The organism is Streptomyces sp. NPDC055243 (assembly GCF_044544025.1).
Classification (GTDB): domain Bacteria; phylum Actinomycetota; class Actinomycetes; order Streptomycetales; family Streptomycetaceae; genus Streptomyces.
On the sequence record NZ_JBITWR010000020.1, the window covers coordinates 70,361 to 96,567 of the forward strand.

Genomic DNA, 26,207 nt, shown 5'->3' on the forward strand with positions numbered 1-26,207 from the left:
GCCGTGCCGCGCTCGGCTGCTCCTGCGCCGCGCCGGGCTACTCCCGTGCCGCGCTCGGCTGCTCCTGCGCCGCGCCGGGCTACTCCCGTGCCGCGCTCGGCTGCTCCTGCGCCGCGCCGGGCTACTCCCGTGCCGCGCCCGGCTGCTCCCGCGCCGCGCCCGGTCACTCCCGCGCCGCGCCCGGTCACCGCCGCCCGCCGAAGCGCCCCGCGAGGAACTCCTCGAACGTGCCCTTGCCCACCGCCCGCTCGGGGGTCAGATGCCCGCCCGCGCGCATGCCGCGGTACGCCTTGCCCGCGAGCCGCACCGGCAGCACGGGTCGGCGCTTCCCGCTCGCCCGCAGATAGGCGCGGCCCAGCTCCTGGAACGTACGGACCTCGGGGCCTCCCATGTCCGCGACCCGCCCGGCGGGCGACGCCACCGCCAACTCCGCGAGCCGGTCCGCCACTTCGCGGACCTCGATCGGCTGGTCGCTGACGCCCGCGGGCAGCGGCATGACCGGCAGCTTCGCCGCGCCCGCCAGGATGCTCAGGACGAGGTCGTGGAACTGCGTCGTGCGCAGCACCGTCCAGCCGAGCCCCGACTCCTCGACCAGCTTCTCGACGGCGAGCTTCGAGCGGTAGTAGCCGAGCGGCACCCGGTCCACGCCGACGATCGAGATGTAGACCAGGTGCGGCACCCGGGCGCGCCGTGCGGCCTCGACGAGACGCCTCGCGGCCCGCTCGTCGCCGCCGCGCGGCATGGTCGCGCAGTGCACGATCGCGTCCGCGCCCGCCACGGCCGCGTCAAGACCCGCGCCGCCCTCGCGCAGGTCGACGGCGTACGGCCGGGCGTGGCGGCTCAGGACGCGTACGTCGTGTCCGTCCGCGCGCAGCCGATCGGCCAGCGGGCGGCCGAGGGTTCCGGTGCCGCCGGTCACCAGGATCGTGGTCATTGCAGGGCTCCTTCGCTGAGCGGTGCGGGACGCCGGGCAGGCGTCCTTCACAGCTGAGACCGGGCAGCCCTCAGGAATGTGACAGCTGCCCCGCCGAGAAGACCAGCTTGTCGGGATTGACCACCACCCACACCTCGCTGACCAGGCCGCCCCGGAACGCGAACGACGCGAGTCCCACGACCGTCCCCGCCGCCCTCGCGACCAGCGCGGGCGCGCCGTTGACCTCGGCGTACGAGAGATCCATGGCGGAGGCGAACTTCCGCATGCCGCCCACCACGAACGGCACCACCTTCGCGCGCCCCAGGATCGGCCTGCGCGCGGCGGTGACCTTGCCGCCGCCGTCGCCCCACCACGTCACGTCCGCCGCGAGCATCGTCTCCAGGCCCGCGAGATCCCCCTCGCGGGCCGCCGCGACGAACGACTCCAGGAACGCGTCCCGCCGCTCCGCCACCGCGTCGAACCGGGTCCGCTCGTCGGCCACCGCCCGCGCCGCCCTGCGGTACAGCTGCCGGCAGTTGGCCTCGCCGATGTCCAGGACACCGGCGATGTCCCGATGGCTGTAGGCGAACGCCTCCCGCAGCACGAACACCGCGCGCTCCACCGGCGTGAGCCGCTCAAGCAGGACCAGCAGCGCCATCGACACCGCGTCCCGCTGCTCCGCCGACTCCAGCGGGCCGAGCGTGCCGCCCGAGGTGACGACCGGCTCCGGGAGCCAGGGCCCCACGTACTCCTCGCGCCGCGCACGCGCCGAAGTCAGCCTGTTCAGACAGAGGTTGGTGACGACCTTGGCCAGCCACGCGGCAGGGTGCCCGATGTCCGCGCGGCGCGCGCCGCTCCAGCGCAGATACGCGTCCTGGACGGCGTCCTCCGCCTCCTGGGCGGAGCCGAGCATGCGGTAGGCGAGCGAGAACATACGAGGCCGATGGGACTCGAATTCATCGGCCGGAGCAGCGGTCGTCACGGCACTCAGCGTGCCAGAGGGGTCCGTCACCGCCGGTCAGAGGGCTGTCACAGGCTGCTGTGAGCCAGACCACAGAGGTTCGCTCGTATGGGCGTCGATCAGGCGTGGCACACTGGCCTCGTACCAAAAGCAGCGCACTCCGGGGTCGGTGTAATTCCGAACCGGCGGTTATAGTCCGCGACCCGGCCGCCTCCAGTGGCCGGTTGACCAGGTGAAACTCCTGGACCGACGGTGAAAGTCCGGATGGGAGGCAGTGCGCGGCGGGCGGGCATTCGTGCACGTCGCCGAGTGGCTTGTTTTTGGGATTCCCGGTTTTCCGGGTTCCCCAGGGAGAGGTCTCGTTTCCGGCGACGCTCCCGGTGTCGCAGTCCGTACATTCTGTCGTCATCGACAGGCCCCGGAGTCCGTGCCCCATGAGGCAGGAGGACCCGGTGGCCACCGCAGTCGCAGCGAACGAACCCGAGCGCACCGCCATGCGCCGCGCCATCGCGCTCGCCGCCCTCGGGCTCGGCTCCACCAGCCCCAATCCGGTCGTCGGCTGCGTCATCGTCGACGCCTCCGGGCAGCCGGTCGGCGAGGGGTACCACCAGCGCGCCGGCGGCCCGCACGCCGAGGTCCACGCCCTGCGCGCGGCCGGTGAACGAGCCCGCGGCGCCACCGCCCTGGTCACCCTCGAACCCTGCAACCACACCGGACGCACCGGCCCCTGCGCCCAGGCGCTCATCGACGCCGGGATCGCCCGCGTCGTCTACGCGGTCGGCGACCCGAACCCCGCCGCGACCGGCGGCGCGCAGCGGCTGCGTACCGCCGGGGTCGACGTGGAGGCGGGCCTGCTCGAGGGCGAGGCCGCCGCGGGTAACGCCGCCTGGCTGACCTCCGTACGGCTCGGCCGCCCGCACATCACCTGGAAGTACGCCGCGACGCTCGACGGCCGCATCGCCGCCGCCGACGGCAGCAGCCGCTGGATCACCTCCGCCGCGGCCCGCGCCGACGTCCACCGGCTGCGCGCCGAGTGCGACGCGGTCCTCGTCGGCTCCGGCACCCAGCGCGCCGACGACCCGCACCTCGCCGTGCGGGACATCGAAGGCGCCGTCCAGCCCCTGCGCGTCGTCGTCGACACGAACGGCACCGCGGTGGCGCCCGGCGCCCGCGTCCTGGACGACGCGGCGCCCACGCTCGTCGCCGTCGCCGAGAACGTGACCCCCGCGGCCGATGCGCAGACGGTGCGACTTCCGCGCGCGGACGGCGGGTTGGACATCCACGCCCTCCTCGACGAGCTGCACACCCGCGGCGTGCGCTCCGTCCTCCTCGAAGGCGGCCCGACGCTCGCCGGGGCCTTCGTCGCCGCGGGCGCCGTCGACCGCGTCGTCGCCTATCTCGCCCCCGTCCTGCTCGGCGCGGGCCCCGCCGCCCTCACCGGCGGCGGAATCACGACCATCACCGAAGCGTTGCGGCTCGACGTGAGCGAGACCGTCCGCATCGGCCCCGATCTGCGGATCACCGCGACCCTCGTAGCGAAGGAGCACTGAAGTGTTCACCGGAATCGTCGAAGAGCTGGGCGAGATCACCGCCGTCGAGAACCTGGACGACGCGTCCCGCTTCCGCGTCCGCGGCCCCGTCGTCACCGACGGCGCCAAGCACGGCGACTCCATCGCGGTCAACGGCGTCTGTCTGACGGTCGTGGAGCACGAGGGCGACGAGTTCACCGCCGATGTGATGGCCGAGACCCTGGACCGCTCCAGCCTGGGCGCGCTCGCGTCCGGCTCGCGGGTCAACCTGGAGCGACCCACCGCCGTGGGCGACCGCCTCGGCGGCCACATCGTGCAGGGACACGTGGACGGTACCGGCGAGATCGTCGAGCGCAAGCCCTCCGAGAACTGGGAGATCGTCAAGGTCTCGCTCCCCGCGGACCTCGCTCGCTACGTGGTGGAGAAGGGCTCCATCACCGTCGACGGCGTCAGCCTGACGGTGGTCGACGCCGGGCCCGACTACTTCACCATCAGCCTCATCCCCACCACCCTCGCGCTGACCACGCTCGGCATCAAGCAGCCCGGCGACCCGGTCAATCTCGAAGTGGACATCATCGCCAAGTACGTCGAGCGGATGCTCGGCGACCGCGCCCGCACCGCCGCTCCGGCTCCCGCTCCCGCTCAGGAGGCCACCAAGTGAACTGGCTCAACTCCGAAGCCTTCACGGCCTTCGGGCAGCACGTCATCTGGTCCGACATGGTGGGCAACACCGTCGGCCTGATCGCCCTCGCGCTCGGCTGGCGGCGCTCCATATGGACCTGGCCCGCCCAGTTCCTCTCCGGTGTCATCCTCGTCGGCGCGTACGCCTCCGCCCATCTCTCCGGCGGCGTCGGCAAGCAGCTGCTCGTCATCGGCGTGGCCCTGTGGGGCTGGCGCCTGTGGACCAACGGCAAGCAGCAGGCGCAGGACGGTTCCATCGCCGTCCGGTTCGCCACCTGGAAGGAGCGCGGGGTGCTGCTCGGCGGCACGGCTCTTGGCACCCTCGCGGTCGGCGCCCTGTTCTCCGCCGTGCCCGACCTGTCCTGGAACCCCTGGCCCGACGCCTACATCTTCGTCGGCACGCTCGCCGCGATGGTCGCCCAGGCCCGCGGTCTGGTCGAGTTCTGGTTCGCCTGGCTGCTGGTCGACGTGGTCGGCGTGCCGCTCGCGTTCAGCAGTGGTCTGGCCTTCTCCGGCCTCGTGTACGTCATCTACCTCGCGCTCGTCCTGTGGGGCATGCGCGACTGGTGGCTGCGGTCGCGCTCTGCGTCTTCGCAGGCCTCGCAGCCCGTCATGGAAGGAGCCCCGGCATGACTGCGGCACCTGTTTGGTACAGCACGGGTCACGAAGAGGACGCCTCTGACCTCGCCCTCGACCCCGTCGAGGCGGCCATCCGCGACATCGCCGCCGGGCGGCCCGTCGTGGTCGTCGACGACGAGGACCGGGAGAACGAGGGCGACCTCGTCATCGCCGCCGAGAAGGCGACGCCCGAGATCATCGCGTTCATGATGAGCGAGTGCCGCGGCCTGATCTGCGCGCCGATGGAGGGCGACGAGCTGGACCGCCTCCAGCTCCCGCAGATGGTCGAGAACAACACCGAGTCGATGCGGACGGCCTTCACCGTCTCCGTCGACGCGAGCGGCGCGCACGGCGTCACCACCGGCATCTCGGCCGCCGACCGCGCCACCACGCTCCAGATGCTCGCCGCGGGCACCTTCGAGCCCACCGACTTCGTGCGCCCGGGCCACATCTTCCCGCTGCGCGCCAAGTCCGGCGGCGTCCTGGTCCGCAACGGCCACACCGAGGCCGCGGTCGACCTGGCCCGCCTCGCGGGGCTGCGCCCGGCAGGCGCGATCGTCGAGATCGCCGGCGAGGACGGGACGATGCTCCGCCTCCCGGAACTGATCCCCTTCGCCCGCAAGCACGGCCTGACGATCATCTCCATCGAGGACCTGATCGCGTATCGCTCCAGCTCCGAGCCGAAGGTCCGCCGCGAGGCCGAGGTCCGCCTGCCCACCGCCTTCGGCGACTTCACGGCGTACGGCTACCGCTCCACCGTCGACGGGGTCGAGCACGTCGCCCTCGTGCACGGCGAGATCGCCGAGGGCGACGACGTCCTCGTGCGCATCCACTCCGAGTGCCTGACCGGCGACGTCTTCCACTCCCTGCGCTGCGACTGCGGCCCGCAGCTGGAGGCGTCCATGCGGCGCATCACGGACGAGGGACGCGGCGTCGTGGTCTACCTCCGCGGCCACGAGGGGCGCGGCATCGGTCTGCTGTCCAAGCTGCGCGCCTACGAGCTCCAGGAGCGCGGCAGCGACACCCTGGACGCCAACCTGGAACTCGGCCTGCCCGCCGACGCCCGGGACTACGGCGCGGGCGCGCGCATCCTGGACGACCTCGGCGTCCGCAGCGTGCGCCTGATGACGAACAACCCCGACAAGACCGACGCGGTGATCCGGCACGGCCTGAAGGTCACCGGACGCGAGCCCATGGCGGTCCAGGCGGGCGAGCACAACCTCCGGTACCTGCGCACCAAGCGGGACCGGATGGGGCACGACCTGCCCTGGCTGGACACCCCCGAGGTGTCCGCCTGCGGCAATCAGTAAGCAACGTACAGAGAATTTTCGAGCGACCAGGAGAAGCGCGTGAGCGGCAAGGGTGCACCCGAACTGAGCGTGAAGAACTGCGGAGACCTGAGGGTCGCGGTGATCGCCGCCCAGTGGCACGAGAAGGTCATGGACGGCCTCGTCGACGGCGCGCTGCGCGCCCTGCACGAGCTCGGCATCGACGAGCCGACCGTCCTGCGCGTGCCCGGCAGCTTCGAGCTGCCGGTCGTCGCCAAGGTCCTCGCGGGCCGCGGCTACGACGCGATCGTGGCGCTCGGCGTCGTCATCCGCGGCGGCACCCCGCACTTCGAGTACGTGTGCCAGGGCGTCACCCAGGGCCTGACCCAGGTCACGGTGGACACCGGAGTGCCGATCGGCTTCGGCGTCCTCACCTGCGACACCGAGGAGCAGGCCCTGGACCGGGCGGGCATCGAGGGCTCCCGCGAGGACAAGGGGCACGAAGCGGTCACCGCCGCCGTCGCCACCGCGACCACGCTGCGTACGATCTCCGAACCCTGGCGGTGAGCGGGGTCGACGAGCCGCGTAAAGTAAGCGACATCATGTCCAAGAAGACTTTCGAGGAGCTCTTCACCGAGCTCCAGCACAAGGCCGCCAACGGCGACCCCGCCACGTCGCGCACCGCCGAGCTGGTCGACAAGGGCGTCCATGCCATCGGCAAGAAGGTCGTCGAGGAGGCCGCCGAAGTCTGGATGGCCGCCGAGCACGAGGGCAAGGAAGCCACCGCCGAGGAGATCTCGCAGCTCCTCTACCACGTGCAGGTGATGATGGTCGCCCGCGGCATCTCCCTCGACGACGTGTACGCGCACCTCTGAGCCGTACGCCCCGCTGTCTCCAACTCCCTTCAACGCAAAGGAATCCGACCTCATGCTGCGCATCGCCGTCCCCAACAAGGGTTCACTGTCCGGACCTGCGTCGGCGATGCTCCATGAGGCCGGATACCAGCAGCGCAAGGAGTCCAAGGAGCTCGTCCTGGTCGACCCGGACAACGAGGTCGAGTTCTTCTACCTCCGGCCCAAGGACATCGCGATCTATGTCTCGGCCGGCAAGCTCGACATCGGCATCACCGGCCAGGACCTCCTGATCGACTCCGGCGCGAACGCCGAGACGATCCTGCCGCTCGGCTTCGCCCGCTCCACCTTCCGGTTCGCCGCGAAGCCGGGCACGGCGAGCACCATCGCGGACCTCGCGGGCAAGACCGTCGCGACCTCGTACGAGGGCATCGTCGCCAAGCACCTCGCGGACAGCGGCATCGACGCCTCCGTCGTCCACCTGGACGGCGCCGTCGAGACCGCCATCGAGCTGGGCGTCGCCCAGGTCATCGCGGACGTCGTGGAGACCGGCACCTCGCTGCGCAACGCGGGCCTCGAGGTGTTCGGCGAGCCGATCATGAAGTCCGAGGCGGTCGTCATCCGGCGCACCGGCGCCGGCACCGACGACCCCAAGGTCGAGCAGTTCCTGCGCCGCCTGCAGGGCGTCCTGGTCGCCCGGGCGTACGTGATGATGGACTACGACTGCCGGGCCGAGCACCTGGAGCAGGCCGTCGCCCTCACCCCGGGCCTCGAGTCGCCGACGATCTCGCCGCTGCACAACGAAGGCTGGGTCGCCGTCCGCTCCATGGTCCCGGCCAAGGAGGCCCAGCGGATCATGGACGACCTGTACGCCATCGGAGCGCGGGCCATCCTGACCACGGCCATCCACGCCTGCCGCCTCTGATGACCCGGCAGGAGACCCCGGCGATGACCGACCAGACCGACCTTCCCACGCTGCCCGTCACCTTCCGGCCCAGCCGGACCCGGGCCGTCCTGCTCACCGCGGGCGCCGCGATCTTCGTGGTCCTCACGGTGATCTCCCTGCTCATCCCGGGCCTCAGCCCGGGGGAGCGGACCAGCTTCATCTTCACCGGCGCGCTGCTGTTCGGCGTGCTCATGCTCCTGAGCAGGCCCAAGGTCGTCGCCGACGAGTCCGGCGTGACCGTCGTCAACATTGCCACCAGCAGGCGCCTTGCCTGGGCCGAGATCGTCCAGGTCAACCTGCGGCCCGGCGACCCGTGGGTGTTCCTCAACCTCACCGACGGCACCAGCCTCCCGGCCATGGGCATCCAGCCGGGCATCGCCAAGCAGCGGGCCATCAGCGACGCCCGCGCCCTGCGCGCACTCGCCGACGCCCGCAGCCCGCAGGGCTGACGTTTGTGGCCGGGTCTTGATTAACCTGGTGGCGGGGCACGCATGGTGTGCCGCCCCGCCCCTGTCGGGCCCGCCCGGTCCACAGGGGCTCCTGCTACCCGAGGAGTGACTCCCTCCGGCGATGGACGGTTCGTCCTGTAGTACATGCGCCGCCCCCTCCCGGCATACCGGGACTGGACACACCAGGGAGGCGGCGGCATGACGACTTCCCTGCTGCTTCTCGGGGCGGCATTCCTGCTGATCCTGGCCAACGGCTTCTTCGTGGCCGCCGAGTTCGGACTCGTCACCGTCGAGCGCCCGGACGCCGAGAGGGCCGCCGCCGATGGCGACCGACGGGCCCGCACGGTCGTCGACGCCCTCAAGGAGCTGTCCTTCCAGCTCTCCGGCACCCAGCTCGGCATCACCATCACCTCCCTCGTGGTCGGCATGCTCGCCGAACCGGCCCTCGCGCATCTGCTCGCGGGCCCCTTCACGGCGACCGGCCTTCCGGAAGGCGCCGTACCGGGCGTCTCCGTAGTGGTCGGCATGCTGCTCGCGTCCGCCGTGCAGATGGTGATCGGCGAGCTGGTCCCGAAGAACTGGGCGGTGTCCAAGCCGCTCCAGGTCGCGCGGTTCGTCGCGGGCCCGCAGCACGTCTTCTCGCGCCTCTTCAGGCCCGTGATCTCCCTCCTGAACGCCACGGCCAACCGACTCGTCCGGCTTCTGGGCGTCGAGCCCGCCGAGGAGCTTGCCTCGGCCCGCACCCCCGGCGAACTGGTCTCCCTCGCCCGGCACTCGGCGCAGGCCGGCACCCTCGAACAGGACACCGCGGAGCTGTTCGTCCGCACGCTCTCCCTGGGCGAGCTGACCGCGCAGCACGTCATGACCCCGCGCGTGAAGGTCAGCGCGCTCCAGACGTCCGCCACCGCCGAGGACGTGGTCAACCTGACCCGCGCCACCGGCCTCTCGCGCTTTCCCGTGTACCGCGAGCGCATCGACGAGATCGTCGGCATGGTGCACCTCAAGGACGCCCTCGCGGTCCCGGCCCACGAGCGCCTGAGAACGCCCGTGAGCCGCATCGCGCAGGCGCCGCTCCTGGTCCCCGAGACGCTGCCCGTGCAGCAGCTCCTGGAGCAGCTGCGCAGCGAGCAGCCGATAGCCGTGGTCGTCGACGAGTACGGCGGCACGGCCGGCGTGGTCACCCTGGAGGACATCGTCGAGGAGCTGGTCGGCGAGGTCCGCGACGAGCACGACCTGCTCGACCTGCCCGAGATCGCCGCGGCACCGGCCGAGGACGGCCGCCCCGCGTGGGACGCCGACGGCAGCTGTCGCGTCGACACGCTCCAGCGGATAGGACTCGACGTCCCCGAGGGGCCGTACGAGACCGTGGCCGGACTCGTCGCTGATCTGCTGGGCCGCATCCCCGCCCCCGGCGACCGGGCCGAACTGCCGGGCTGGCGGCTCGCGGTGCGCCAGGTGGACCACTACCGCGCCGAGCGGGTCCGTCTGGTGCGGACCGTGGGGGCCCCTGAGGCCATGAGCGTGGCGGAGGCCGCCCGATGAGCGTGCTGCAACTCCTGTTCGCCCTGCTGCTCGTCCTCGCCAACGGCTTCTTCGTGGGGGCCGAGTTCGCGCTCGTCTCCGTGCGCCGCAGCCAGATCGAACCGCTGGGCACCAAGCGGGCCCGCCAGGTCCTCTACGGCCTGGAGCATCTGCCGCAGATGATGGCGGCCGCCCAGTTCGGCATCACCATGTGCTCGTTGACGCTCGGCGCGGTCGCCGAGCCCACCGTCGCGCATCTCCTGGAGCCCGTCTTCGAGGCGGCGCACATCCCCGAAGGGGCGATCCATCCGCTCGGGTACGCCATCGCGCTCGCCGTGGTCGTGTTCCTGCACCTGGTGGTCGGCGAGATGGTCCCGAAGAACCTCGCGATGGCCGCCCCGGAGAGGACCGCGCTCTGGTTCAGCCCCGGCCTCGTCGCCTTCGCCCGGCTGTGCCGTCCGGTCACGGTGGCTCTCGGGGCGTGTGCGCGGCTGGTCCTGAAGCTCTTCGGGGTCGAGCCCAAGGACGAGGTCGAGGCCGTCTTCACCAGCGAGCAGCTCAACCGGCTCGTCGGCGACTCGGGCCAGGCGGGACTGCTCGAACCCGAGGAGCAGGAGCGCCTGGAGGACGCCCTGGAGCTGGGCTCGCGCCTGGTGACGGACGTCCTGCTCGACCGGGCCGCACTGGTGACCGTGGGCGCCGGGGTCACCCCGTCCCAGGTCATCGAACTCACCGGGCGCACCGGCTACTCCCGCTTCCCGGTCTGCGCGGAGAACGGCGCCTTCATGGGCTACCTGCACGTGAAGGACGTACTCGATCTCACCGAGGGCGCGGAGACGGACCGTGCGGTGCCGCAGCAGGTCTGGCGTCCGATGACGACGCTGCGCGCCGAACTCCCCCTGGACGACGCCCTGACGGTGATGCGCCGCGCCGCGACGCATCTGGCGCAGGTCGCCGACGCGTCGGGCAAGGTGCTCGGCCTGGTCGCCCTGGAGGACGTACTGGAGCTCCTGGTCGGCGAGGTCCGTGACCCGGCGCACCGGGTCTCCGTGCCCCGCAGGCCCCAGGAGTCCAGGGACGGCGCCCTGGTGTGACCGGGCGGGGCGGGGGCCTCATGCCCTCGGCGGGTCCTGCGGCCCCCGCCCCGAGAGCACTTCGCCGTACGCCTGCATGAGGTCCGGGAGCCGCAGGGTCGACAGGTCGTCACGGCTCGGCTCGCCGGGATAGCCGGAGAGCCGCAGGTCGCGGTAGGCACAGCTCTTCTCGTAGAGCGTGCGCAGGAAGCGGCCGTTGCCCAGCTCGTCGATCCACGCCTGGTCGACGACGTGCCCGCTGATGGAGCGCAGCTCGTCCAGGGCCTCCTCGTCCCACACGTCGCCGTTCTCGGCGGCCAGGACCTCGCCGATGGAGGTGAGCTCCAGGGGGCGGTACGAGGGGAAGTCCACGCGGGTCGTGAAACGGGACGAGAGCCCGGGGTTGGCGGCCAGCAGGCGGTCCATGCCCTCGGGGTAGCCCGCGAGGATCACGACCAGGTGGTCGCGGTTGTCCTCGGCGCGCTTGAGCAGGACCTGGAGGGCCTCGTCGCCGTACGCGTCGCCCTTGCCGTAGCCCGAGTTGGAGAGCGAATAGGCCTCGTCCACGAAGAGGACGCCGCCGATCGCCGAGTCGATCAGCTCGTTGGCCTTCACGGCGGTCTGGCCCAGATACTCGCCGACCAGGTCCGCGCGCTGCGCCTCCACCAGGTGGTCGCCGCCGAGCAGGCCGAGGGCGTAGAACGCCCTGCCCAGGATGCGGGCCACCGTGGTCTTGCCGGTGCCCGAGGGGCCGGAGAAGACGAAGTGTCGTTTCGGCGGCTGCACCGGCAGGCCCTGCGCGGCCCGCAGGCGGGCCATGTTCAGCTGCGCCGAGAGCGCCTTGACCTGGCGCTTCACCGGTTCGAGGCCGACCATGCCCTCCAGTTCGGCGAGGGCGGCCTCCAGGAGCGCGGGGTCGGTGGGCCCCGGCGGCAGCTGCGGCTGGACGGGGATCACGGCCTTCTCGCGCACCGCGTCGGCCTCGGACGGGCCGCCGGTGGGCGGCAGTTCGGCCTCGGTGACCTTCAGGTCGCGGCCCTCGGTGCCGAAAAGCGGCTCGATCCCGTCCGGGCCGTCGAGCACGTCCTGCCCGAAGCCGGTCAGGGCGATCGCCGCCAGGTCGGTGACCTCGTCGTACCCGTCGCCCTCGGAGATCGCCGCGAGCCGTGCGGAGGTGTCCATGAAGGAGGGGTCCACCCGGTGCACCGCCCGGTAGAGCGGCAGGGCCGCCGCCGAGCGGCCCGTGCCCTCGTGCGCGCGGGCCAGCCAGTAGCGCAGCTCCTTGCGCTGCGGCTGCTCGCTGCGGCACCGCATCAGGGCGGCGGACAGGAGCGGCTCGGCGTGGCCGAACATCTCCAGGCGTACGCGGGCCATGCCGCCGAAGAGGCCGGCCTCGATGCCCAGCATCGCGTCGTCGATCAGCGAGTCCGTGTGCCGCACCAACTGGTCCCAGTCCTTGACCAGGTAGGACCGGCACGCGTGCAGAAACCGCACCTGCGGGTCCGCGTCCACCGGCGGCAGACCCGCCAACGCCCGGTCGAGCTCCGGGACATGACGCCCGTCGAGCCAGTGCGATGCGTGCGCGAGCAGCAGATCGCGGGTGCTCTCCAGGACCGGCTGCACCCACCAGCCGAGCCAGTACCAGGAGTTGAGCGTGCGCGCGTGCCGGGTGCGCTGCTCCCCGAACCTGTCCCGGTGCTGGAACATCCGAAGGAGTGCCGTCGTCGTGTCGATGCGCAGCGCGTGCAGTCCGAGCCAGCCGTCGGCCATCCCCGGATCGATCCGCACCGCCGCCCGGAACTCCTCTTCCGCCTGCGGATAGGCGCCCATCGTGTAGGCGTCGACGCCCCTCAGCCAGGCGAGGTCGGCCGGGGCGGGTGAGCCCACCGCGTCGAAGTCCATCACGTCCCCCACAAACCGTGCCCCCGTTTGTGTACCGCCGGACCGGTGCCCGTCGGCAACTTCGCTGAACCGCCGTGCTGCGGACGGACGTTGAACCGGTGCGCCGAGCAGCAGCCGTCCGTAAGTCGCACCGAAAGGCATCGTACCTGCGGAGGAGCGCTCGGCCGTAGGGTGCCGCAGTGCGGGATCAGGCAGGTGAGGGGGAACCTCGTCGTCACCGAGGGTGAGCGAAAGGCGGCTCGCAGCGTCCGGAATGCGAGGTCGGAGGGCAGAACGAAGCCCCCGATCACGGGGGAACAACCGGGGGCTTCGCGTCTGCGGGCGACCTCGAAAGGCCGCACATTCAGAACGTAAGTCCTGTAAGGGCCCTCGGTCAAGCCGAGTTGAGGCACTCATGGAAACTCGTGAGAAGTTCCGGAAGGTGCTTTCCGCGGGTTCAGCGCACCGCCTCCGGTCCCTCACCGTGCGTGACGATTTGGCTCGGCGCAGCCGTCTCATTCGGACCCTGCAGCACCTCATATCCCTCGCGCCACTGTCGCACCAAAGACTGAGCGAAGGGGCGTGAGGGGTCATCCGCGAAGTGCCGGCGCTCCGCGGGCTCCCACCCGTCCCAGAACTCGCTCTGGACCGACCCGTCCCGGTGGCGCCCCCGGCCCCAGGCCTCTTCGCGGGGCAACTCCATCCACAGCAGCCACGCCAGGAACGGGCGCAGCGCGCGGCGGCCCGCGCCGACCCCCTCGACGAGGACCACGGGCGTCGGCGGCAGGGCGCGGGTCCCGGGGCCGAACCGGCGCGCGTGCCAGTCGTACGTCTCGTAGTGCGCCGTTTCGCCGCGCGAGAGCGGCAGGACGACCTGCCGCCGCAGCCGCTCCGTCCAGCCGAAGAGCGCCTCGTGGCTCGCGATGTCGTCCAGGTGCAGGACGGGAGCGCCGCCCAGGGCCGCGGCGAGGCGGTCGGCGAAGGTCGACTTGCCGGAGCCCGCGTGCCCGTCGACGGCGACGAGCCGGACGGGCCCGCAGGAGGGCGGCAGCCGGACCAGGGTGCGGGCGAGGCGGGAGAGGGGCGCGGGCGTGGAGCGGGGCTGTGCGGTCATCGCCTACCAGCGTACGGGTGCGGAATGTGCAGTTCCGCGCGCCGTCCCAGCTCACGCCAGTGGTCGAGGCCAATATTGGCGGACGCGGTGGGTGTCGAAGCGCTGGCAGAAGTCGGCGTGGAGCAGCCATAGTTGGCCTACCGCCGTGTATCTGACCTGCCCCTTCCGGATCCGTCCGGAACCCACGTCGACTGGGGGTCCCGCCATGGACCGAGCTGATGACATGTCCCGCAGAACCGTCCTCGCCGCGGCCGCTGCCGTGGCCGCGGTGGCCGCCACCGCGAGCCCCGCGCTCGCGTCGGGCGGCCTGAGCGGCGCCGCGCGCGCGAAGCGGCCGGTGAGCAACCGCTTCTGGACCTCGCACGCGGACTGGAGCGCCGGGAGCGCGAACGGCACCCGTGCGGTCTCCGGCGCCCGCCCCGCCGTGGAGATCGCCACGGCCGCGGGCCGCACCGACTACGCCGATCCGCACACCGGCAAGACCGCCACCTGGGAGTACGCCCAGTGGACCTCGCCCGTGCACCGCCCCACCGTCCCGGCCACGGAGGTGATCGCCTCCTGGAACGCGCGCACCCCCACCGGGACGTGGCTCCAGGTCGAGCTCCAGGGAACGTACTCGGACGAGACGAAGACTCCTTGGTACGTCCTCGGCCGCTGGACCTCGGGCGACGACAAGGAGAAGGACATCCGCCGTACGTCGGTCGACGACCAGAGCGACGGCAAGTCGAGCATCTGGACCGACACCCTCTCCATCGACGACACCACGACGGGACTCCGCCTCGTCTCGTACCGCCTGCGGCTGACCCTGTACCGCAAGCCCGGCGCCACGCAGACGCCCACCGTGTGGCGGCTCGGCGCGATGGCGTCCGCCGTGCCCGACCGCTTCACCGTGCCGGCGTCCAAGCCGGGTCTCACCAAGGAGCTGAAGGTCCCGCGCTACTCGCAGGAGACCCACGTCGGCCAGTATCCGGAGTACGACAACGGCGGCGAGGCCTGGTGCAGCCCCACCTCCTCGCAGATGATCATCGAGTTCTGGGGGCGCAAGCCGACCGCCGACGACCTGGCCTGGGTCGACCCGTCCTTCGCCGACCCCCAGGTGTGCCACGCGGCGCGCCACACCTTCGACTACCAGTACGCGGGCTGCGGCAACTGGCCCTTCAACGCGGCCTACGCGGCGACATACAAGGACTTCCAGGGCGTCGTCACCCGCCTCGCCTCGCTCACCGAGCTGGAGTCGCTGATCGCCGCGGGCATCCCGGCCATAACGTCCCAGTCGTTCCTCAAGGAGGAGCTGACGGGCGCCGGTTACGGCACGGCGGGCCACCTGATGACGGTGATCGGCTTCACGCCGAAGGGCGACGTGATCGCCAACGATCCCGCATCGCCCAGCAACGCGGCGGTCCGCCGCGTGTACAAGCGTCGCGAGTGGGAGAACATCTGGCTCCGCACGAAGCGCTACAACTCCACGGGCAAGGTCGTCTCCGGCACGGGAGGCGTCTGCTACCTGTACTTCCCGACCAAGCTCTCCGCCAAGCAGAAGGCGGCGCTGGCCGACGTCGGCATCCGCTGACGCCACCGCTCCCGGCGTCGCCGGTTACTGAGCCGTCCCAGGGAGCCGGAGCGTGCGCGCGAAGGCGTCCAGGGGCTCGATGGCCGCGGCCATCACCTCCGGATCGTCGTGGTGCCCGCGCAGGCAGACGTCGGGGACGCCGGGCGGGGTGTGCCAGTGGTAGGTCACCGAGGTCATCATGATGCTGCTGTCCGCGGGATAGGAGCGGGTGACCCGGACCCCGTCCGCGCCCAGGTGCGGAGAGGGGAAGGGAATGCTGCCGGACCGCTGCTGCCACTCGGGGATCTCCGGGTGCGGCACCGTGAACGCGGCCATGCCCTCGCAGGAGGCCGCGTCAGGGGCGTCGCAGTGGATGCGGGTGGCGTGCATCACCAGCGGCATGTAGGTCAGCGGAACGGGGTGATAGATGAACGCCTCGTCGGCCTGGAGCTTGTCCCGGAGTGTCACCAGCGTCTGCTCGTAGAAGTCCTTGTGGAATCGGCGGAGCTTGCGGGTGAGTTCGATGCCGTGAACGGTGGCCAGACCGGTCAAGTGCAGGTCGATCCATTCCTTGAAGGTCCGCTTGTCGATCTGGAGGTGCAGATAGCCCCAGAGATCTGGGTTGGCATCCGTGTCGATGTGGAGCGGGGCGCCGAGGTCGGTGCTCCACAGGGTGCCTTCGGACATGAGCGGTCTCCTTCGTCGGTGGCGCGGGCAGAGGGAAGCCTTCAGGCATAGCTCCAGCGGAAGGTGTTCATGACGGCGTCGAACAGTTCCACGAGGATGTCGTAGAAGGCGGGATCCGAGCCGGGCGCGATCAGGGCGCTGAAGGAGAAGGTGAGGTATTTGTCGGGCGTGCTGTCCGGGATCGGTACGAAGTATTCGACCTGCCGGTGGGCGACGTCGATGCCCTGGGAGGCGTCGGCGGGGACATCTCGCTCCGAGCGCAGTGCCGCGGTCTCGTCGAGCTCCCGCATCTCGGCTCCGGGGGTCTCGGAGGCGAGGGCGAGCAGGACCGCCTCCGGGCCTCTGTCGGGCCTGACCCGCGGGATCTCGATCGGCTCGGAGGCGACGATCGAGACGGGCAGCGCGACGCCGTGCAGGCGTTCGGTGGGGAGGTAAAGGGTCATCCCGCCCTTGGCGGCGGCCTGGCGGACGACCTTCTTCACCTCCTTGGCGAGCCTCAGCCGGGCCTTCGGGATGTCGTCCTTGGGAAAGCCGACGGGCAGCTGCGCGACGCCCTTGCGGACGATGTGCTCCATCGCTTCCTTGGTGCCCGTGTGCAGCGGAATCACGTCCCAGCCGGGCGGCGGCACCAGGTTGAAGCCGGTCGGGGCCGGGCGGTGCTCAGTGGTGGCCACGGTTTTCACGCATTCCTTCCACCGCGTAGGTGACGCCGACGAAGAGCGCCCATGCCGGAGCGGCGATCATGCCCGGCCAGAAACCGAAGAACAGCGAGGGCAGGAAGAAGCCGCCGCCCATGGCGAGATCCCGGGTGAGATAGGGCGGACGGCTCGCGTACCGGGGGTACTTCACGAAGACCCAGACGTAGTGCAGGAGGCAGCCGATGATCACGGCCTCGTAGACGTAGAGGACTTCGTTCATCAGGGACTTCGGCACCAGGATCATCGCCCCCAATACCGGCAGGAACAGCGGCATTCCGATGAGCAGGGTCAGCCGGAGCCGACGGTTGGGGCCGGTGCCGAGGCCGGTGCGGGCGGCTTCGGCCTCGGCTATGCGTCGCGCCGAGTGCAGGTCCATGGTCGATCCTCAGGGGTGAAGTGCGGACGGGGCAGCGGGATGCTCGCTCCAGGAAGCAGCATCGCTACCAGTGGGTGTCGGGGGCGGGCTTGAGCGTGTTGTCCTTCCAGTCCGAGTAACCCGCGTTGTACGGCTTCTCGCCGGTTCCGAACTTCTCGTCGGTCACGCTCGTCAGGTCGCTCTTGCCCAGCGACTTGTCCACGACGTCCATCCCCATGCCGGTCCAGGCGACGCCGAGGCCCACCTGGTAGGTCTTGTACGCCTTGTCCGCGGCGGCCCCCGCGGCCGCCGGGAACGTGGCCTTGTTCGCCTGCAGCATCTTCGCCATGCCGGCCATCTCCTTGTCGCCGAGGTGCGCCAGCGTCGACAGCGGGCTGACCCTCATCGGCGACTTGACGACCAGGCCGACGTTCTGGGAGATGGACTTGCGCATGGCGTTACGGGCCGCGCCGATGGCCTGCCTCCCCTGCCCTTCCGGCAGCTTGGTCATCAACCGCCCCATGTCGTCCATGGTGCCCTTGACGCCGCTGAGCCCTCGGCTCAGGCCCGCGGTCCGGGCGGTCTGAGCTGCCCCCACCGTGGCCTTGGCGCCGCTGGCGAGCTTCGCGGCGGCCCCGAGGCCACCCACCACGAGCAGGCCGCCCACGACGTCGAAGATGACATCCGTCCAGGTGGCGTCGCCGGATGCCACCAGCAGGAGTCTGAGTCCGATGGTGAGCAGCGCGATGCCAAGGACGAGCAGGTTCAGGCCGGGGATGAGCAGCGCCAGGAAGCCTGCCGCCGTCGCGATCCAGCCGAGGACGTCGATGAAGGCCTTGATCAGGTCCGCGTTGTCATGGGCCCAGCCCTTGACGTTGTCCCACCACGAGTCCTCGATGACGTCGTCGATCTCGTCGTTGATCTTGCCGGCGTAGTGGCTCGCGTCGCTGTCGCGGTTCCCGGTGACGGTGTTCAGCCGCGTTCGGTACGTCTTCAGCGGGTCGTCGCTGTCGCCGTCGGACGGCTTCGACTTCTTGTCCCCGTCGCCCTTCTCGGCGTCCTTGGCCTTCTCCCGCTCGGCCTCTTCCTGCTTCTCCTTGGCCTCGCGCAGGATCCGGTCGGCGTCGTCCTGGTGGTCCTCGAGCTTGTTCGCCCACTTGGTGAGGTGCCCGTGGACCCGCTCGTACCGGGAGGCCACCTCCCGCATGTGCTTCTCCAGCGTGCCGGAGTCTTCGCGCAGACGCTTGACGTACTTGCCCTTGAGCTTGTCCTCGTCCGATATGGCCTTGAGGTTTCGCGCCTGCTTGCGCAGCTTCTCGGCGACCGCGACCATGTGCCGGACCTCTGACCGGATCTCCTCCGGGTCGCCGGGAACGGGGTCGTCCTCGCGCAGCGGCTGCCAGTCGACGGGGCGGCGCTTGGATGCCGGGGTGCTCACTGGCCCTTCCCCTTTTCCTTGCCCTTGCCCGCCTTGGCGAGATCCTGGTCCAGTTTCTCGAACGCCTTCTTCGTCTCCGCGACGAGCTTGCCGGTCGATTCCAGGCCTTCGACGAGCTTGGTGCGGTAGTCGTCCCAGTTGTCGACGAAATCGCCCATGGCGTCCGCGATCTTCCCGGAGCCCCAGTGCTTGTCCATGTCGTCACGACGGTTCTCGATGTCCTTGAACGTCGTGTGCAAACTGCTGAGTTGGCTCTCGCAGTTGCTCAAGAACTCATAGTCGACCGTGAGGTCGCTGCTACCGGACACGGCTCTCCCCTCCCGTGGCCTGCCCACTGCTGTGTTCGGCAGGCCGCAGAGCATGTTCAGTTCATGACCTGGATCTTCATGACGGTGGCGTCCAGGGCACTTTCGGGCAATGCGTGCGTCACGCCGTCGCGGGAGGGGAGAAGGCGTGCCACCCGCACCATCCGTCCCAGCCCTCAGCGAGACTCACGGGATCGTAACCGACGGGGCTGATCCGATCATCAGCGATGGCCCCACCCCCGGGACCAGTGCCCGGGCTGTGACAGAACGGCGAAGGCCCCTCCCACGCGCGCGGGAGGGGCCTTCGTCCGGATCGGGCTACTTCGCCTCGGGTGTGCCCCGCCGCATCCGGGCCGCCTTCTCGTCCACCTCGGCCTGGGACGTGCCGGCCTTCACGACGATCACCGCCTGCGTGCCGTCCGGCAACGTCGCCTCCCGCATCTCCGTGCCCAGCAACTCGGGTCGCTTCCGCTCCTGCTCGTGGTCCGACATGAGACCTCCCAGCTCGACGGAGGCCCACCGTAACCACGGATCGGCCGTTGATCCTGTCGTACAAGCGCCCGGCGGCGTTCTTCACACGAACGCCGCCGCCAGACGGCTCAGCCCTGGACCGGATTCACCACCCAGTCCGGATGGCCCGGCATCGGCGGTGTCTTCGGGCCGTACAGCCACGGTCGCAGGAAGCCCTCCAGGTCCTCGCCGGCGACCTTCGACGCCAGGTCGATGAACTGCTGGGTGCTCGCCGTCTTCCCGCGGAAGCCGCTCACCCACGCCCGCTCGATCTTCTGGAACGTCGCGTCGCCGACCTGCTCCCGCAGTGCGTACAGGACCAGTGCCGAGCCGTCGTAGCGCATGCGCTTGAAGAGGTTCGGCTCCGTCGGCTCGGCGGGGGCGCCGAAGTCGTGGCGCCACTGGTCGTGCGCCGCGTAGGCCGTCTTCATGGCGGCCTCGAAGCTGTCGCCGCCGTGCTCCTCGGAGTACATCCGCTCGTAGAAGCGGGCGTGCCCCTCGCTCACCCACAGGTCGGACCAGCTCTTGAGGGCGACGCTGTCGCCGAACCACTGGTGCGTCAGCTCGTGCACCATGTTCCGCTCGGCGTCGACCTTCGTGCCCAGGAGGTCGGCCTTCGGGATGAGCGAGAGCGTCTGGGTCTCCAGGGCGACGGCCAGGTCCGTGTCGCCGACCAGCAGGCCGTAGCGGTTGAAGGGGTAGGGGCCGAGCTTCTCCTGGAGCCAGGCGAGGTGGTCGGGAGTGAGCTTGCGGTACTCCGCCGTCGGTTCGACCAGCGCGTCCGGGACGACGTCCCGCAGCGGCAGACCGCCCGGACCCTCACCGTCGACCAGCTTGAACTTGCCGACCGCCAGCTGCACCAGCTGCGTGGACAGCGGCTGCTCGGAGTCGTACGTCCAGCGCACCCGGTCACCCGGGCGCTCCGCGCGCTCGACCAGCTTGCCGTTCGCGACCGCCGTCAGGTCCTTGGGCGTGGTGATGCGGAAGGTGACCGGCGCCCGCTGGCTGGGGTGGTCGTTGGCCGGGAAGATCAGCCGGGCGCCGTTCGGCTGGGGGTAGACCACCGTGCCGTCGGCGGTGGGAATCCAGCCGTAGTCCTCGATGGCGTCGTCGCGGTGCCGCGTCTGCGTCGGGTCGGCGGTGTACGTGACCTTGGCCGTGAACGTACGGCCCTTGGCGATGGGGGACTTGGGCGTGACCGTCAGCTCGTCCCCGGCGCGGGACGTGCGCGCGGCCGAGCCGTCGACCTTCACGCCGCGCAGGGTGTTGCCCCCGAAGTCCAGGTTGAACCGGGAGAGCGACTGGGTGGCCGTGGCCTTGATCGTCGCCGTCGCCTCGAACGGGGTCCGCGGGGCCTGCCAGTCGAAGTCCAGGGTGTAGCGGTCGACCCGGTACCCGCCGTTCCCGTCCAGTGGGAACATCGGGTCGCCCAGGCCGGGTGCGCCGGGCGAGGGTGCCCCGACTGCGGACGGCGCGGCCTGTGACGCCGTGCCGGTGAGGGCCGCCGTCACGGTGACGGCGGCCGCGAGGGCGAGCCGCGCTCTGCGGCGTGACGTCCGGTACGTGCTCATCGGAAACCTTTCGGTCGGATGGTTGCGCGGACGAGTCGACAGGGGTGCGCCTGGGGGTGTGCCCCGTCGCTGATAGTGAGACGCACGGCACTCGGCCCGAGTTGTGCGGGATACGGCGTTTGAGTGACCAAGCTCTCGCCCGAGAAGGCCGGATCCGATGGCAAGGTGGACGGGTCAGTGGGGGGAGTCCGCTGCCGGACGTCGCGTCGAGAGGCGTGACGCATACGTATCGAGTGATGCCATGACCGCTGCCACCGCCACTGCCACCGCCGCCGCACAGCCCCGAGCCACCACGCGCACCGGCGGCCCCAAGGAAGACGGCCCGAAGGTGCTCGAGCACGTCCTTGGCTGGACGCTCGTCGTCGTCCTCGCGATGCTCGTCACGCAGACCGGTCTGATGTGACCCCGGTCTCCTCGCGGCCGGTGTCCCCGCCGGTGTCGAGGTCCGCGCGCCAGTGCCGGTGCACCACTCCCACCAGGTCGTAGAGCCGGCGCACCGGCGAGCGCCGCGACAGCAGCGTGAGCCCCGCAAGGACCGCGAACAGCGGCAGGCCGATCCAGCCGCCCAGGAGGCGGACGAGGACGCTCGCGACCAGCGCGCCGACGAACGGCAGGCCGTAGACCCCGGCCGCCGCGATGGCGATCGCCAGGAACCGGTGGACCTTGCGGTCCTCGTCCGCGCCGGGCAGCGACCAGCCCTCCATCAGCCAGCCGATCTCCGTCAGGAGCATCGTGCCGATCACGGCCGCGCCGAAGATCAGCAGCGCGAGGAACGTCCCGGACGTCAGGAAGTCCAGTACGTGGTTGACCACGCTGTCCTGCCGCCAGCGGGCGAAGTCCCGTGCGCCGGGGGAGAGGAACCGCTCGTACCCCCTGCCGTCCCAGCCGTGCACCAGCGTCCCGAAGAGCAGGAAGTACCCGCCCACGCACTGGAGATAGGCCCAGTAGCCCGCCCCCACCAGGACGAGCCCCTGTGCCACCAGGAACCCGATGACGGCGGCGACGGGGACCCCGCCCGCGTAGAAGAGCACGAACCCCGCCCACACCCCCTCGTGCCCGTCCGCGACGTGCATCGTCGCCCACGCGGGGTTCTGCCAGAGCAGGAACAGTCCCGTCGGCACCAGCAGGACCGCCGCGAACAGCACCGTGAGCGCCAGATACGGATTGGCGGCGCGGCTGCGCGTGCGCGGTCCCTCGCCCGCGTTGATCCGCTCCCAGACCTGCAGCTGCCGTCCCGCCGAGAGGGCGAACGTCGCGCCGATCGCGTACGCCCAGAAGAGGGCGGCCTGGATCTGGATCATGCCGATGCCTTCAGGGTGAGCCCGCCCGCGACGATCAAGTCCGACGTGACCAGGGCCTGTTCCGCCTCCACGTCGGTCATGAAGACGAACGGCGGCACCACCGGCGGCACCGGCAGCTTGTCCGGTGTGAAGGTCAGACAGAGCAGCCCCTCCAGGCAGCCCTTGAACTTGGTCAGATAGAGCGTTACCGAGCCGCTGAGGTCCAAGGTGTCGGCGCCCAGGGCGAGTTCACGGTCGCCGTCGCGCGTCGTGAGCCGGTAGTCGGTGAGAGAAGCGGCCTTCATCCGCAGCTCCATGACCTTCAACGGCCCGTCGGCCGTGGGGATCTCGCGCACACCGGCCAGGATGAAGCCCTGCGGCGAGAAGAGCGTGGTGGTGACCGTCGGCGGAGTCCGCGCCGCCACGATCGCGTCGCCGGGCGCCGCCCTGATCGCCGCGTCGGGCGCCGCCTTGGCCGGAGTGCCGCCCCACAGCGTCGCCCCGACGACGAGCACCGGAAGCAGCACGCCGAGCGTCCGCGTGCCCTGCCCGTCCCGCACCTTGGGCCGCTCCGCGTCCTCTTCGGCGTCCTCGGGCACCGGCGTCCAGCCGAAGCCCATCGCGCTGCCCACGATGCCAAGCGCCATGCCCACCAGGAACCCGCCGAGATTCGTGGCCGCGAACGAAAGCACCGACAGGATCAGCGCGTTGACGCTCACGTAGTGGTGGGCGTGCGGCAGGAGCCACAGGAAGATCCCGGCGGCGATCAGGGCGAGCCCGATGCCGATCGCGGCGAGCCCGCCCAGTCCCAGGCTGACCAGGACGGTCAGCGGCGACAGCGGCACGAGGAGCAGCTCGGCGCCGCCGATGACCAGGAGCAGCCCGCCCCAGAAGGGCCGGGTGCGCCGCCAGCGGCGCAGTACCCGGCGGGCCTCCGGCAGCGGAAGGCGCTCGTCGAGCCATCCGCCGCCGTCCCTGCCCCACGCTCTGACTCCGGCTCTGCGGCCGCCGGTCAGAAGCACTTCTTGCCGCCGACGCTCACATCGAGCTTCATGCCCTTGAGCCGGAAGTTCCCGCCGGTCGCCGACCAGGCGTGGGACTTCACCCCGGAGACGGTGATGTCCCCGGCCTGCAGTCCGAACTTCCCCTTCTCGCCCTTGATTCCGGACACCTCGTCGAGGGTCGAGGCGTCCCGGCCGATCTCGGCGGTGCCGAAGCGGGCATCGCCCTCCAGGTCCTCGCCGTCGATGATGAGATTGCTCGCGGTGACCTCGCCCGCCGAGCCGCCCGCGGTCAGCTTGAACACCACGGTGCCCACCGGGGTCTTGACCTCGGCGGCCTGGCAGATGTCGGAGAGGGTCGCGTCACCGATCCCGAGGAGCGCCACCGGGTGCCCCTTGCCGTCGATGTCCCGGTCGGTCTGTACGTAGGAGGACAGGCCCTCGCTGGTGAGCTTGCCGGATGACACCTGGAAGCTGGTGCCCGAGACGGCGAAGGAGGCGGCGAGCGCCCCCTCGGCCATCACGGAGGCCATCGCGCCGACGGCCAGGACGGCCGGCAGGGCCACGACGGCCGTCTTCTTCCAGGAGGTTCTGCCCTCGCGCAAAGGGGTACGCGCTGCGCTCATGAGTCTTCCTCCCGTACGTCGTCCACGTGCGTAGGGGGAGTGCGTGAGAGAGCGCCTTCGGACGCAGAACGGCAGGTGGCGTGCTTCTGCCATACTGCGCATCCCGAGGCAGTTGGAGACTAGGGCCGAAATTGAATAATAGTCAACAGCGCGGCATCGACCGTCCCGTGGACGCTCGCCCGCAGGCGCGCGGCACGGACCGTTCGGTGGCGCGTCGCGCCGAACTCATCACCATCGGGCGGAAGTTGTTCGCCGACACGTCCTACGACGCGCTCTCGATGGACGACATCGCCAAGCAGGCATGCGTCGCCAAGGGGCTGATCTACTACTACTTCAAGTCCAAGCGCGGCTACTACCTCGCGATCATCGAGGACTCGGTCGCGGAACTGGTCGCGCGCGCCGGACGCCACGACGACCTGCCGCCCGTGGAGCGGGTGCACAGCACCATCGACGGCTATCTGCGCTACGCCGAGCACCACCAGGCGGCGTACCGCACGATCATCAGCGGCGGCGTCGGCTTCGACGCCGAGGTGCACGCCATACGCGACGGCGTGCGCGAGGCCCTGATCGGGGCGATCGCCGACGGGGCGTACGGCCGCCGCGACATCCCGGAGCTGGCGCGCACGGCGCTGCTCGGCTGGCTGTGCAGCGTCGAGGGCGTCACGCTCGACTGGATCGGCCAGCGGGGCCTGGAGCGCGAGACGGTCTGCGACCTGCTCGTGCGGACGCTGGGTGACACCCTGCGCGTCATCGAGGAGTTCGAGCCGTCCTTCCCCGCGCCGCCGCGGCCATGAGGACACGAGGACACGAGGAAGGGGCGGGAGCCGACCGGCTCCCGCCCCCCTTCCGCCGTGCGGCAGATCAGTCGCCCACCTTGGTCAGTTGATGGCCTTGATCAGCTCGCCGTCCGCCGTGTCGCCGCTGAGCTCCCAGAAGAAGGTGCCGCCCAGACCGGCCTGGTTCTTGTAGTCCATCTTCCCCGCGATGGTGGCCGGGGTGTCATAGCTCCACCAGTTGGTCCCGCAGTGCGCGTACGCGGTCCCGCCGACCGTGCCGTTGGCCGGGCACTTGGTCTTCAGTTCCTTGTAGTCGTCGATGCCCGCCTCGTACTTGCCCGCGGCGGCCCCGGTCGCGGTGCCACCGGGCTCCTTCTGCGTGACGCCCGTCCAGCCGCGGCCGTAGAAGCCGATGCCGAGCAGCAGTTTGTCGGAGGGGACGCCCAGACCCTGGAGCTTCTTGATCGTGGCGTCGGTGTTCCAGTTGGCCTTGGGCGCGCCGTCGTACGTCTTGAGCGGCGAGTGCGGGGCGGTCGGGCCCTTCGCCTCCCAGGCGCCGAAGTAGTCGTACGTCATCGGGTTGTACCAGTCGACGTACTGGGCCGCGCCCGCGTAGTCGGCGGCGTCGATCTTGCCGCCCTCCTCGGCGTCGGCGGGGATGGCCGCGGTGACGAGGTTGTCGGAGCCGAACTTCGAACGCACCGCGGACATCAGGTCCTTGTACGCCGCGCGCCCGCTGGTGTCACAGGTCAGCCCGCAGGCGTTGGGGTACTCCCAGTCGATGTCGATGCCGTCGAAGACGTCGGCCCACTTGGAGTTCTCGACCAGGTTGTAGCAGGACTGGGCGAAGGCGGCCGGGTTCTTGGCGGCCTCCGTGAAGCCGCCGGACCAGGTCCAGCCGCCGAAGGACCACAGGACCTTGAGGTCGGGGTGGAGCTTCTTGAGCTTGCGCAGCTGGTTGAAGTTGCCGCGCAGGTCCTGGTCCCAGGTGTCGGCGACGCCGTCGACGGACTGGTCGGCGGTGTAGGCCTTGTCGGTCGCCGCGTAGGCGTCGCCCGTCGTGCACTTGCCGCCCTGGACGTTGCCGAAGGCGTAGTTGATGTGCGTGAGCTTGTCGGCGGAGCCGGACGTCTCGATGTTCTTGACGTGGTAGTTCCGGTCGTAGACACCCCACTCGGTGAAGTATCCGACGACCTTGGAACCGGCCACGGCCTTGGAGCTCGCGGCCTGCTGCGACCCGGTGTCCGGACCGGCGGCGGCGGTGCCCGCGCCGGCGAGCAGTCCTCCGCCGAGCACGGCACAACACGCGGTGGCGATGAGCGCCCGGAAGGGGGCGCGGGGGAGGTGCGGTCTGAGCATCGTTTCTCCTCGTGGGGGGAGAGGGCGCATGGGGGGACATGGTGCTTTTGACCTGCGAATGCCGAAAGACATCAGTGAAACTTGAATTGGCATGAACGCGGAAAGGCGCTCGGCTGGACTCTAGGAGGACTAGACCAGTGGGGTCAATGGTTCGGACCAATCCCGAGCCCCTCTTGCGGCCGTCGGTTATCTTTTGAGTAAGCGGTCGTTAACTAGTGACTGGCCGCCCTCGATCGGGCATACTCAA

The 26,207-nt window shown here is 70.5% G+C and carries 28 protein-coding genes and 1 riboswitch; of the genes, 13 read left to right on the forward strand and 15 right to left on the reverse strand.

Annotated features, from left to right (window positions below; translation table 11 throughout):
• Positions 1-184: 184 nt before the first annotated feature.
• Together ACIGXX_RS38140 and ACIGXX_RS38145 are read right to left on the reverse strand one after the other, a co-directional pair.
• Positions 185-934, reverse strand: coding sequence for an SDR family oxidoreductase (locus ACIGXX_RS38140; RefSeq protein ID WP_399982878.1), 750 nt, complete (start codon positions 932-934; stop codon positions 185-187).
• 70 nt (positions 935-1,004) lie between these two features.
• A complete protein-coding gene (locus tag ACIGXX_RS38145; protein WP_399982881.1) occupies positions 1,005-1,895 on the reverse strand; it encodes an RNA polymerase sigma-70 factor in 891 nt (296 codons plus the stop codon).
• A gap of 130 nt (positions 1,896-2,025) precedes the next feature.
• A riboswitch (FMN riboswitch) is annotated at positions 2,026-2,156 on the forward strand.
• A gap of 212 nt (positions 2,157-2,368) precedes the next feature.
• Here ACIGXX_RS38145 and ribD point away from each other — a divergent pair.
• From ribD to ACIGXX_RS38195, 10 genes are all read left to right on the forward strand, one after another.
• Positions 2,369-3,424 carry a bifunctional diaminohydroxyphosphoribosylaminopyrimidine deaminase/5-amino-6-(5-phosphoribosylamino)uracil reductase RibD gene (gene ribD / locus ACIGXX_RS38150; RefSeq protein ID WP_399982997.1) on the forward strand — a complete coding sequence of 352 codons (1,056 nt, stop codon included), beginning with the start codon at positions 2,369-2,371 and terminating at the stop codon, positions 3,422-3,424.
• A 1-nt stretch (position 3,425) separates the two neighbouring features.
• Positions 3,426-4,064, forward strand: coding sequence for a riboflavin synthase (locus tag ACIGXX_RS38155; protein WP_351168739.1), 639 nt, complete (start codon positions 3,426-3,428; stop codon positions 4,062-4,064).
• A gap of 56 nt (positions 4,065-4,120) precedes the next feature.
• Positions 4,121-4,717: a nicotinamide mononucleotide transporter family protein gene (locus tag ACIGXX_RS38160; RefSeq protein ID WP_351168882.1), complete on the forward strand. Its 597-nt coding sequence runs from the start codon at positions 4,121-4,123 to the stop codon at positions 4,715-4,717.
• Positions 4,714-6,012 (forward strand): bifunctional 3,4-dihydroxy-2-butanone-4-phosphate synthase/GTP cyclohydrolase II, encoded by a 1,299-nt coding sequence (locus ACIGXX_RS38165; protein ID WP_351168741.1) that lies wholly within the window; start codon positions 4,714-4,716, stop codon positions 6,010-6,012. Before ACIGXX_RS38160 ends, ACIGXX_RS38165 begins: the two co-directional genes overlap by 4 nt.
• A 39-nt stretch (positions 6,013-6,051) precedes the next feature.
• On the forward strand, positions 6,052-6,537 hold the full coding sequence (gene ribH / locus ACIGXX_RS38170; protein ID WP_351168743.1) for a 6,7-dimethyl-8-ribityllumazine synthase: 486 nt from the start codon (positions 6,052-6,054) through the stop codon (positions 6,535-6,537).
• A 35-nt stretch (positions 6,538-6,572) separates the two neighbouring features.
• Positions 6,573-6,845: a phosphoribosyl-ATP diphosphatase gene (locus ACIGXX_RS38175; RefSeq protein WP_351168745.1), complete on the forward strand. Its 273-nt coding sequence runs from the start codon at positions 6,573-6,575 to the stop codon at positions 6,843-6,845.
• A gap of 52 nt (positions 6,846-6,897) precedes the next feature.
• On the forward strand, positions 6,898-7,746 hold the full coding sequence (gene hisG, locus ACIGXX_RS38180) for an ATP phosphoribosyltransferase (RefSeq protein ID WP_351168747.1): 849 nt from the start codon (positions 6,898-6,900) through the stop codon (positions 7,744-7,746).
• A gap of 23 nt (positions 7,747-7,769) precedes the next feature.
• Positions 7,770-8,216, forward strand: coding sequence for a PH domain-containing protein (locus ACIGXX_RS38185; protein WP_351168749.1), 447 nt, complete (start codon positions 7,770-7,772; stop codon positions 8,214-8,216).
• A 198-nt stretch (positions 8,217-8,414) separates the two neighbouring features.
• The gene (locus ACIGXX_RS38190; protein WP_351168751.1) at positions 8,415-9,758 is read left to right on the forward strand and encodes a hemolysin family protein; all 1,344 of its coding nucleotides are present in this window, start codon (positions 8,415-8,417) and stop codon (positions 9,756-9,758) included.
• Complete coding sequence (locus ACIGXX_RS38195) at positions 9,755-10,831, forward strand: hemolysin family protein (protein ID WP_351168753.1); 1,077 nt, start codon at positions 9,755-9,757, stop codon at positions 10,829-10,831. The genes ACIGXX_RS38190 and ACIGXX_RS38195 overlap by 4 nt, the downstream gene beginning before the upstream one ends.
• Before the next feature lie 18 nt (positions 10,832-10,849).
• Here ACIGXX_RS38195 and ACIGXX_RS38200 read toward each other — a convergent pair whose 3' ends face one another.
• Both ACIGXX_RS38200 and ACIGXX_RS38205 read right to left on the reverse strand, forming a co-directional pair.
• A complete protein-coding gene (locus ACIGXX_RS38200; protein ID WP_351168755.1) occupies positions 10,850-12,712 on the reverse strand; it encodes an AAA family ATPase in 1,863 nt (620 codons plus the stop codon).
• A gap of 436 nt (positions 12,713-13,148) precedes the next feature.
• The gene (locus tag ACIGXX_RS38205) at positions 13,149-13,805 is read right to left on the reverse strand and encodes a uridine kinase (protein WP_399982891.1); all 657 of its coding nucleotides are present in this window, start codon (positions 13,803-13,805) and stop codon (positions 13,149-13,151) included.
• 205 nt (positions 13,806-14,010) lie between these two features.
• Between ACIGXX_RS38205 and ACIGXX_RS38210 the strand changes: the two genes are divergently transcribed.
• The gene (locus ACIGXX_RS38210; RefSeq protein WP_399982894.1) at positions 14,011-15,375 is read left to right on the forward strand and encodes a peptidase C39 family protein; all 1,365 of its coding nucleotides are present in this window, start codon (positions 14,011-14,013) and stop codon (positions 15,373-15,375) included.
• Positions 15,376-15,399: 24 nt separating this feature from the next.
• On the opposite strand, the gene ACIGXX_RS38215 is transcribed toward ACIGXX_RS38210, so the two are convergent.
• From ACIGXX_RS38215 to ACIGXX_RS38245, 7 genes are all read right to left on the reverse strand, one after another.
• Complete coding sequence (locus ACIGXX_RS38215) at positions 15,400-16,041, reverse strand: hypothetical protein (RefSeq protein WP_351168761.1); 642 nt, start codon at positions 16,039-16,041, stop codon at positions 15,400-15,402.
• 41 nt (positions 16,042-16,082) lie between these two features.
• On the reverse strand, positions 16,083-16,715 hold the full coding sequence (locus tag ACIGXX_RS38220; RefSeq protein ID WP_351168763.1) for a hypothetical protein: 633 nt from the start codon (positions 16,713-16,715) through the stop codon (positions 16,083-16,085).
• Positions 16,702-17,115, reverse strand: coding sequence for a hypothetical protein (locus ACIGXX_RS38225; RefSeq protein ID WP_351168765.1), 414 nt, complete (start codon positions 17,113-17,115; stop codon positions 16,702-16,704). The genes ACIGXX_RS38220 and ACIGXX_RS38225 overlap by 14 nt, the downstream gene beginning before the upstream one ends.
• Before the next feature lie 64 nt (positions 17,116-17,179).
• Entirely contained in the window at positions 17,180-18,532 is a 1,353-nt protein-coding gene (locus tag ACIGXX_RS38230) for a hypothetical protein (RefSeq protein WP_351168767.1), read from the reverse strand.
• Positions 18,529-18,840, reverse strand: coding sequence for a WXG100 family type VII secretion target (locus tag ACIGXX_RS38235; RefSeq protein WP_351168769.1), 312 nt, complete (start codon positions 18,838-18,840; stop codon positions 18,529-18,531). The genes ACIGXX_RS38230 and ACIGXX_RS38235 overlap by 4 nt, the downstream gene beginning before the upstream one ends.
• Positions 18,841-19,155: 315 nt before the next feature.
• On the reverse strand, positions 19,156-19,329 hold the full coding sequence (locus ACIGXX_RS38240) for a hypothetical protein (protein ID WP_351168771.1): 174 nt from the start codon (positions 19,327-19,329) through the stop codon (positions 19,156-19,158).
• A gap of 107 nt (positions 19,330-19,436) precedes the next feature.
• The gene (locus ACIGXX_RS38245; protein ID WP_361463353.1) at positions 19,437-20,918 is read right to left on the reverse strand and encodes a M1 family metallopeptidase; all 1,482 of its coding nucleotides are present in this window, start codon (positions 20,916-20,918) and stop codon (positions 19,437-19,439) included.
• 241 nt (positions 20,919-21,159) lie between these two features.
• Here ACIGXX_RS38245 and ACIGXX_RS38250 point away from each other — a divergent pair, with 241 nt between their 5' ends.
• A complete protein-coding gene (locus ACIGXX_RS38250) occupies positions 21,160-21,321 on the forward strand; it encodes an SCO1431 family membrane protein (protein WP_366465019.1) in 162 nt (53 codons plus the stop codon).
• Here the strand turns inward: ACIGXX_RS38250 and ACIGXX_RS38255 are convergent.
• The 3 genes from ACIGXX_RS38255 to ACIGXX_RS38265 are packed head-to-tail and all read right to left on the reverse strand — an operon-like array spanning position 21,299 to position 23,825.
• Entirely contained in the window at positions 21,299-22,219 is a 921-nt protein-coding gene (locus ACIGXX_RS38255; RefSeq protein ID WP_351168777.1) for a hypothetical protein, read from the reverse strand. The genes ACIGXX_RS38250 and ACIGXX_RS38255 overlap by 23 nt on opposite strands.
• The gene (locus tag ACIGXX_RS38260; RefSeq protein ID WP_399982905.1) at positions 22,216-23,220 is read right to left on the reverse strand and encodes a DUF6114 domain-containing protein; all 1,005 of its coding nucleotides are present in this window, start codon (positions 23,218-23,220) and stop codon (positions 22,216-22,218) included. Before ACIGXX_RS38260 ends, ACIGXX_RS38255 begins: the two co-directional genes overlap by 4 nt.
• Positions 23,211-23,825: a DUF6230 family protein gene (locus ACIGXX_RS38265; protein ID WP_351168779.1), complete on the reverse strand. Its 615-nt coding sequence runs from the start codon at positions 23,823-23,825 to the stop codon at positions 23,211-23,213. Before ACIGXX_RS38265 ends, ACIGXX_RS38260 begins: the two co-directional genes overlap by 10 nt.
• A 131-nt stretch (positions 23,826-23,956) precedes the next feature.
• Between ACIGXX_RS38265 and ACIGXX_RS38270 the strand changes: the two genes are divergently transcribed.
• Positions 23,957-24,619, forward strand: coding sequence for a TetR/AcrR family transcriptional regulator (locus tag ACIGXX_RS38270; RefSeq protein ID WP_383818314.1), 663 nt, complete (start codon positions 23,957-23,959; stop codon positions 24,617-24,619).
• 84 nt (positions 24,620-24,703) lie between these two features.
• On the opposite strand, the gene ACIGXX_RS38275 is transcribed toward ACIGXX_RS38270, so the two are convergent.
• A complete protein-coding gene (locus ACIGXX_RS38275) occupies positions 24,704-25,960 on the reverse strand; it encodes a glycoside hydrolase family 18 protein (RefSeq protein ID WP_399982910.1) in 1,257 nt (418 codons plus the stop codon).
• Positions 25,961-26,207 lie beyond the last annotated feature (247 nt).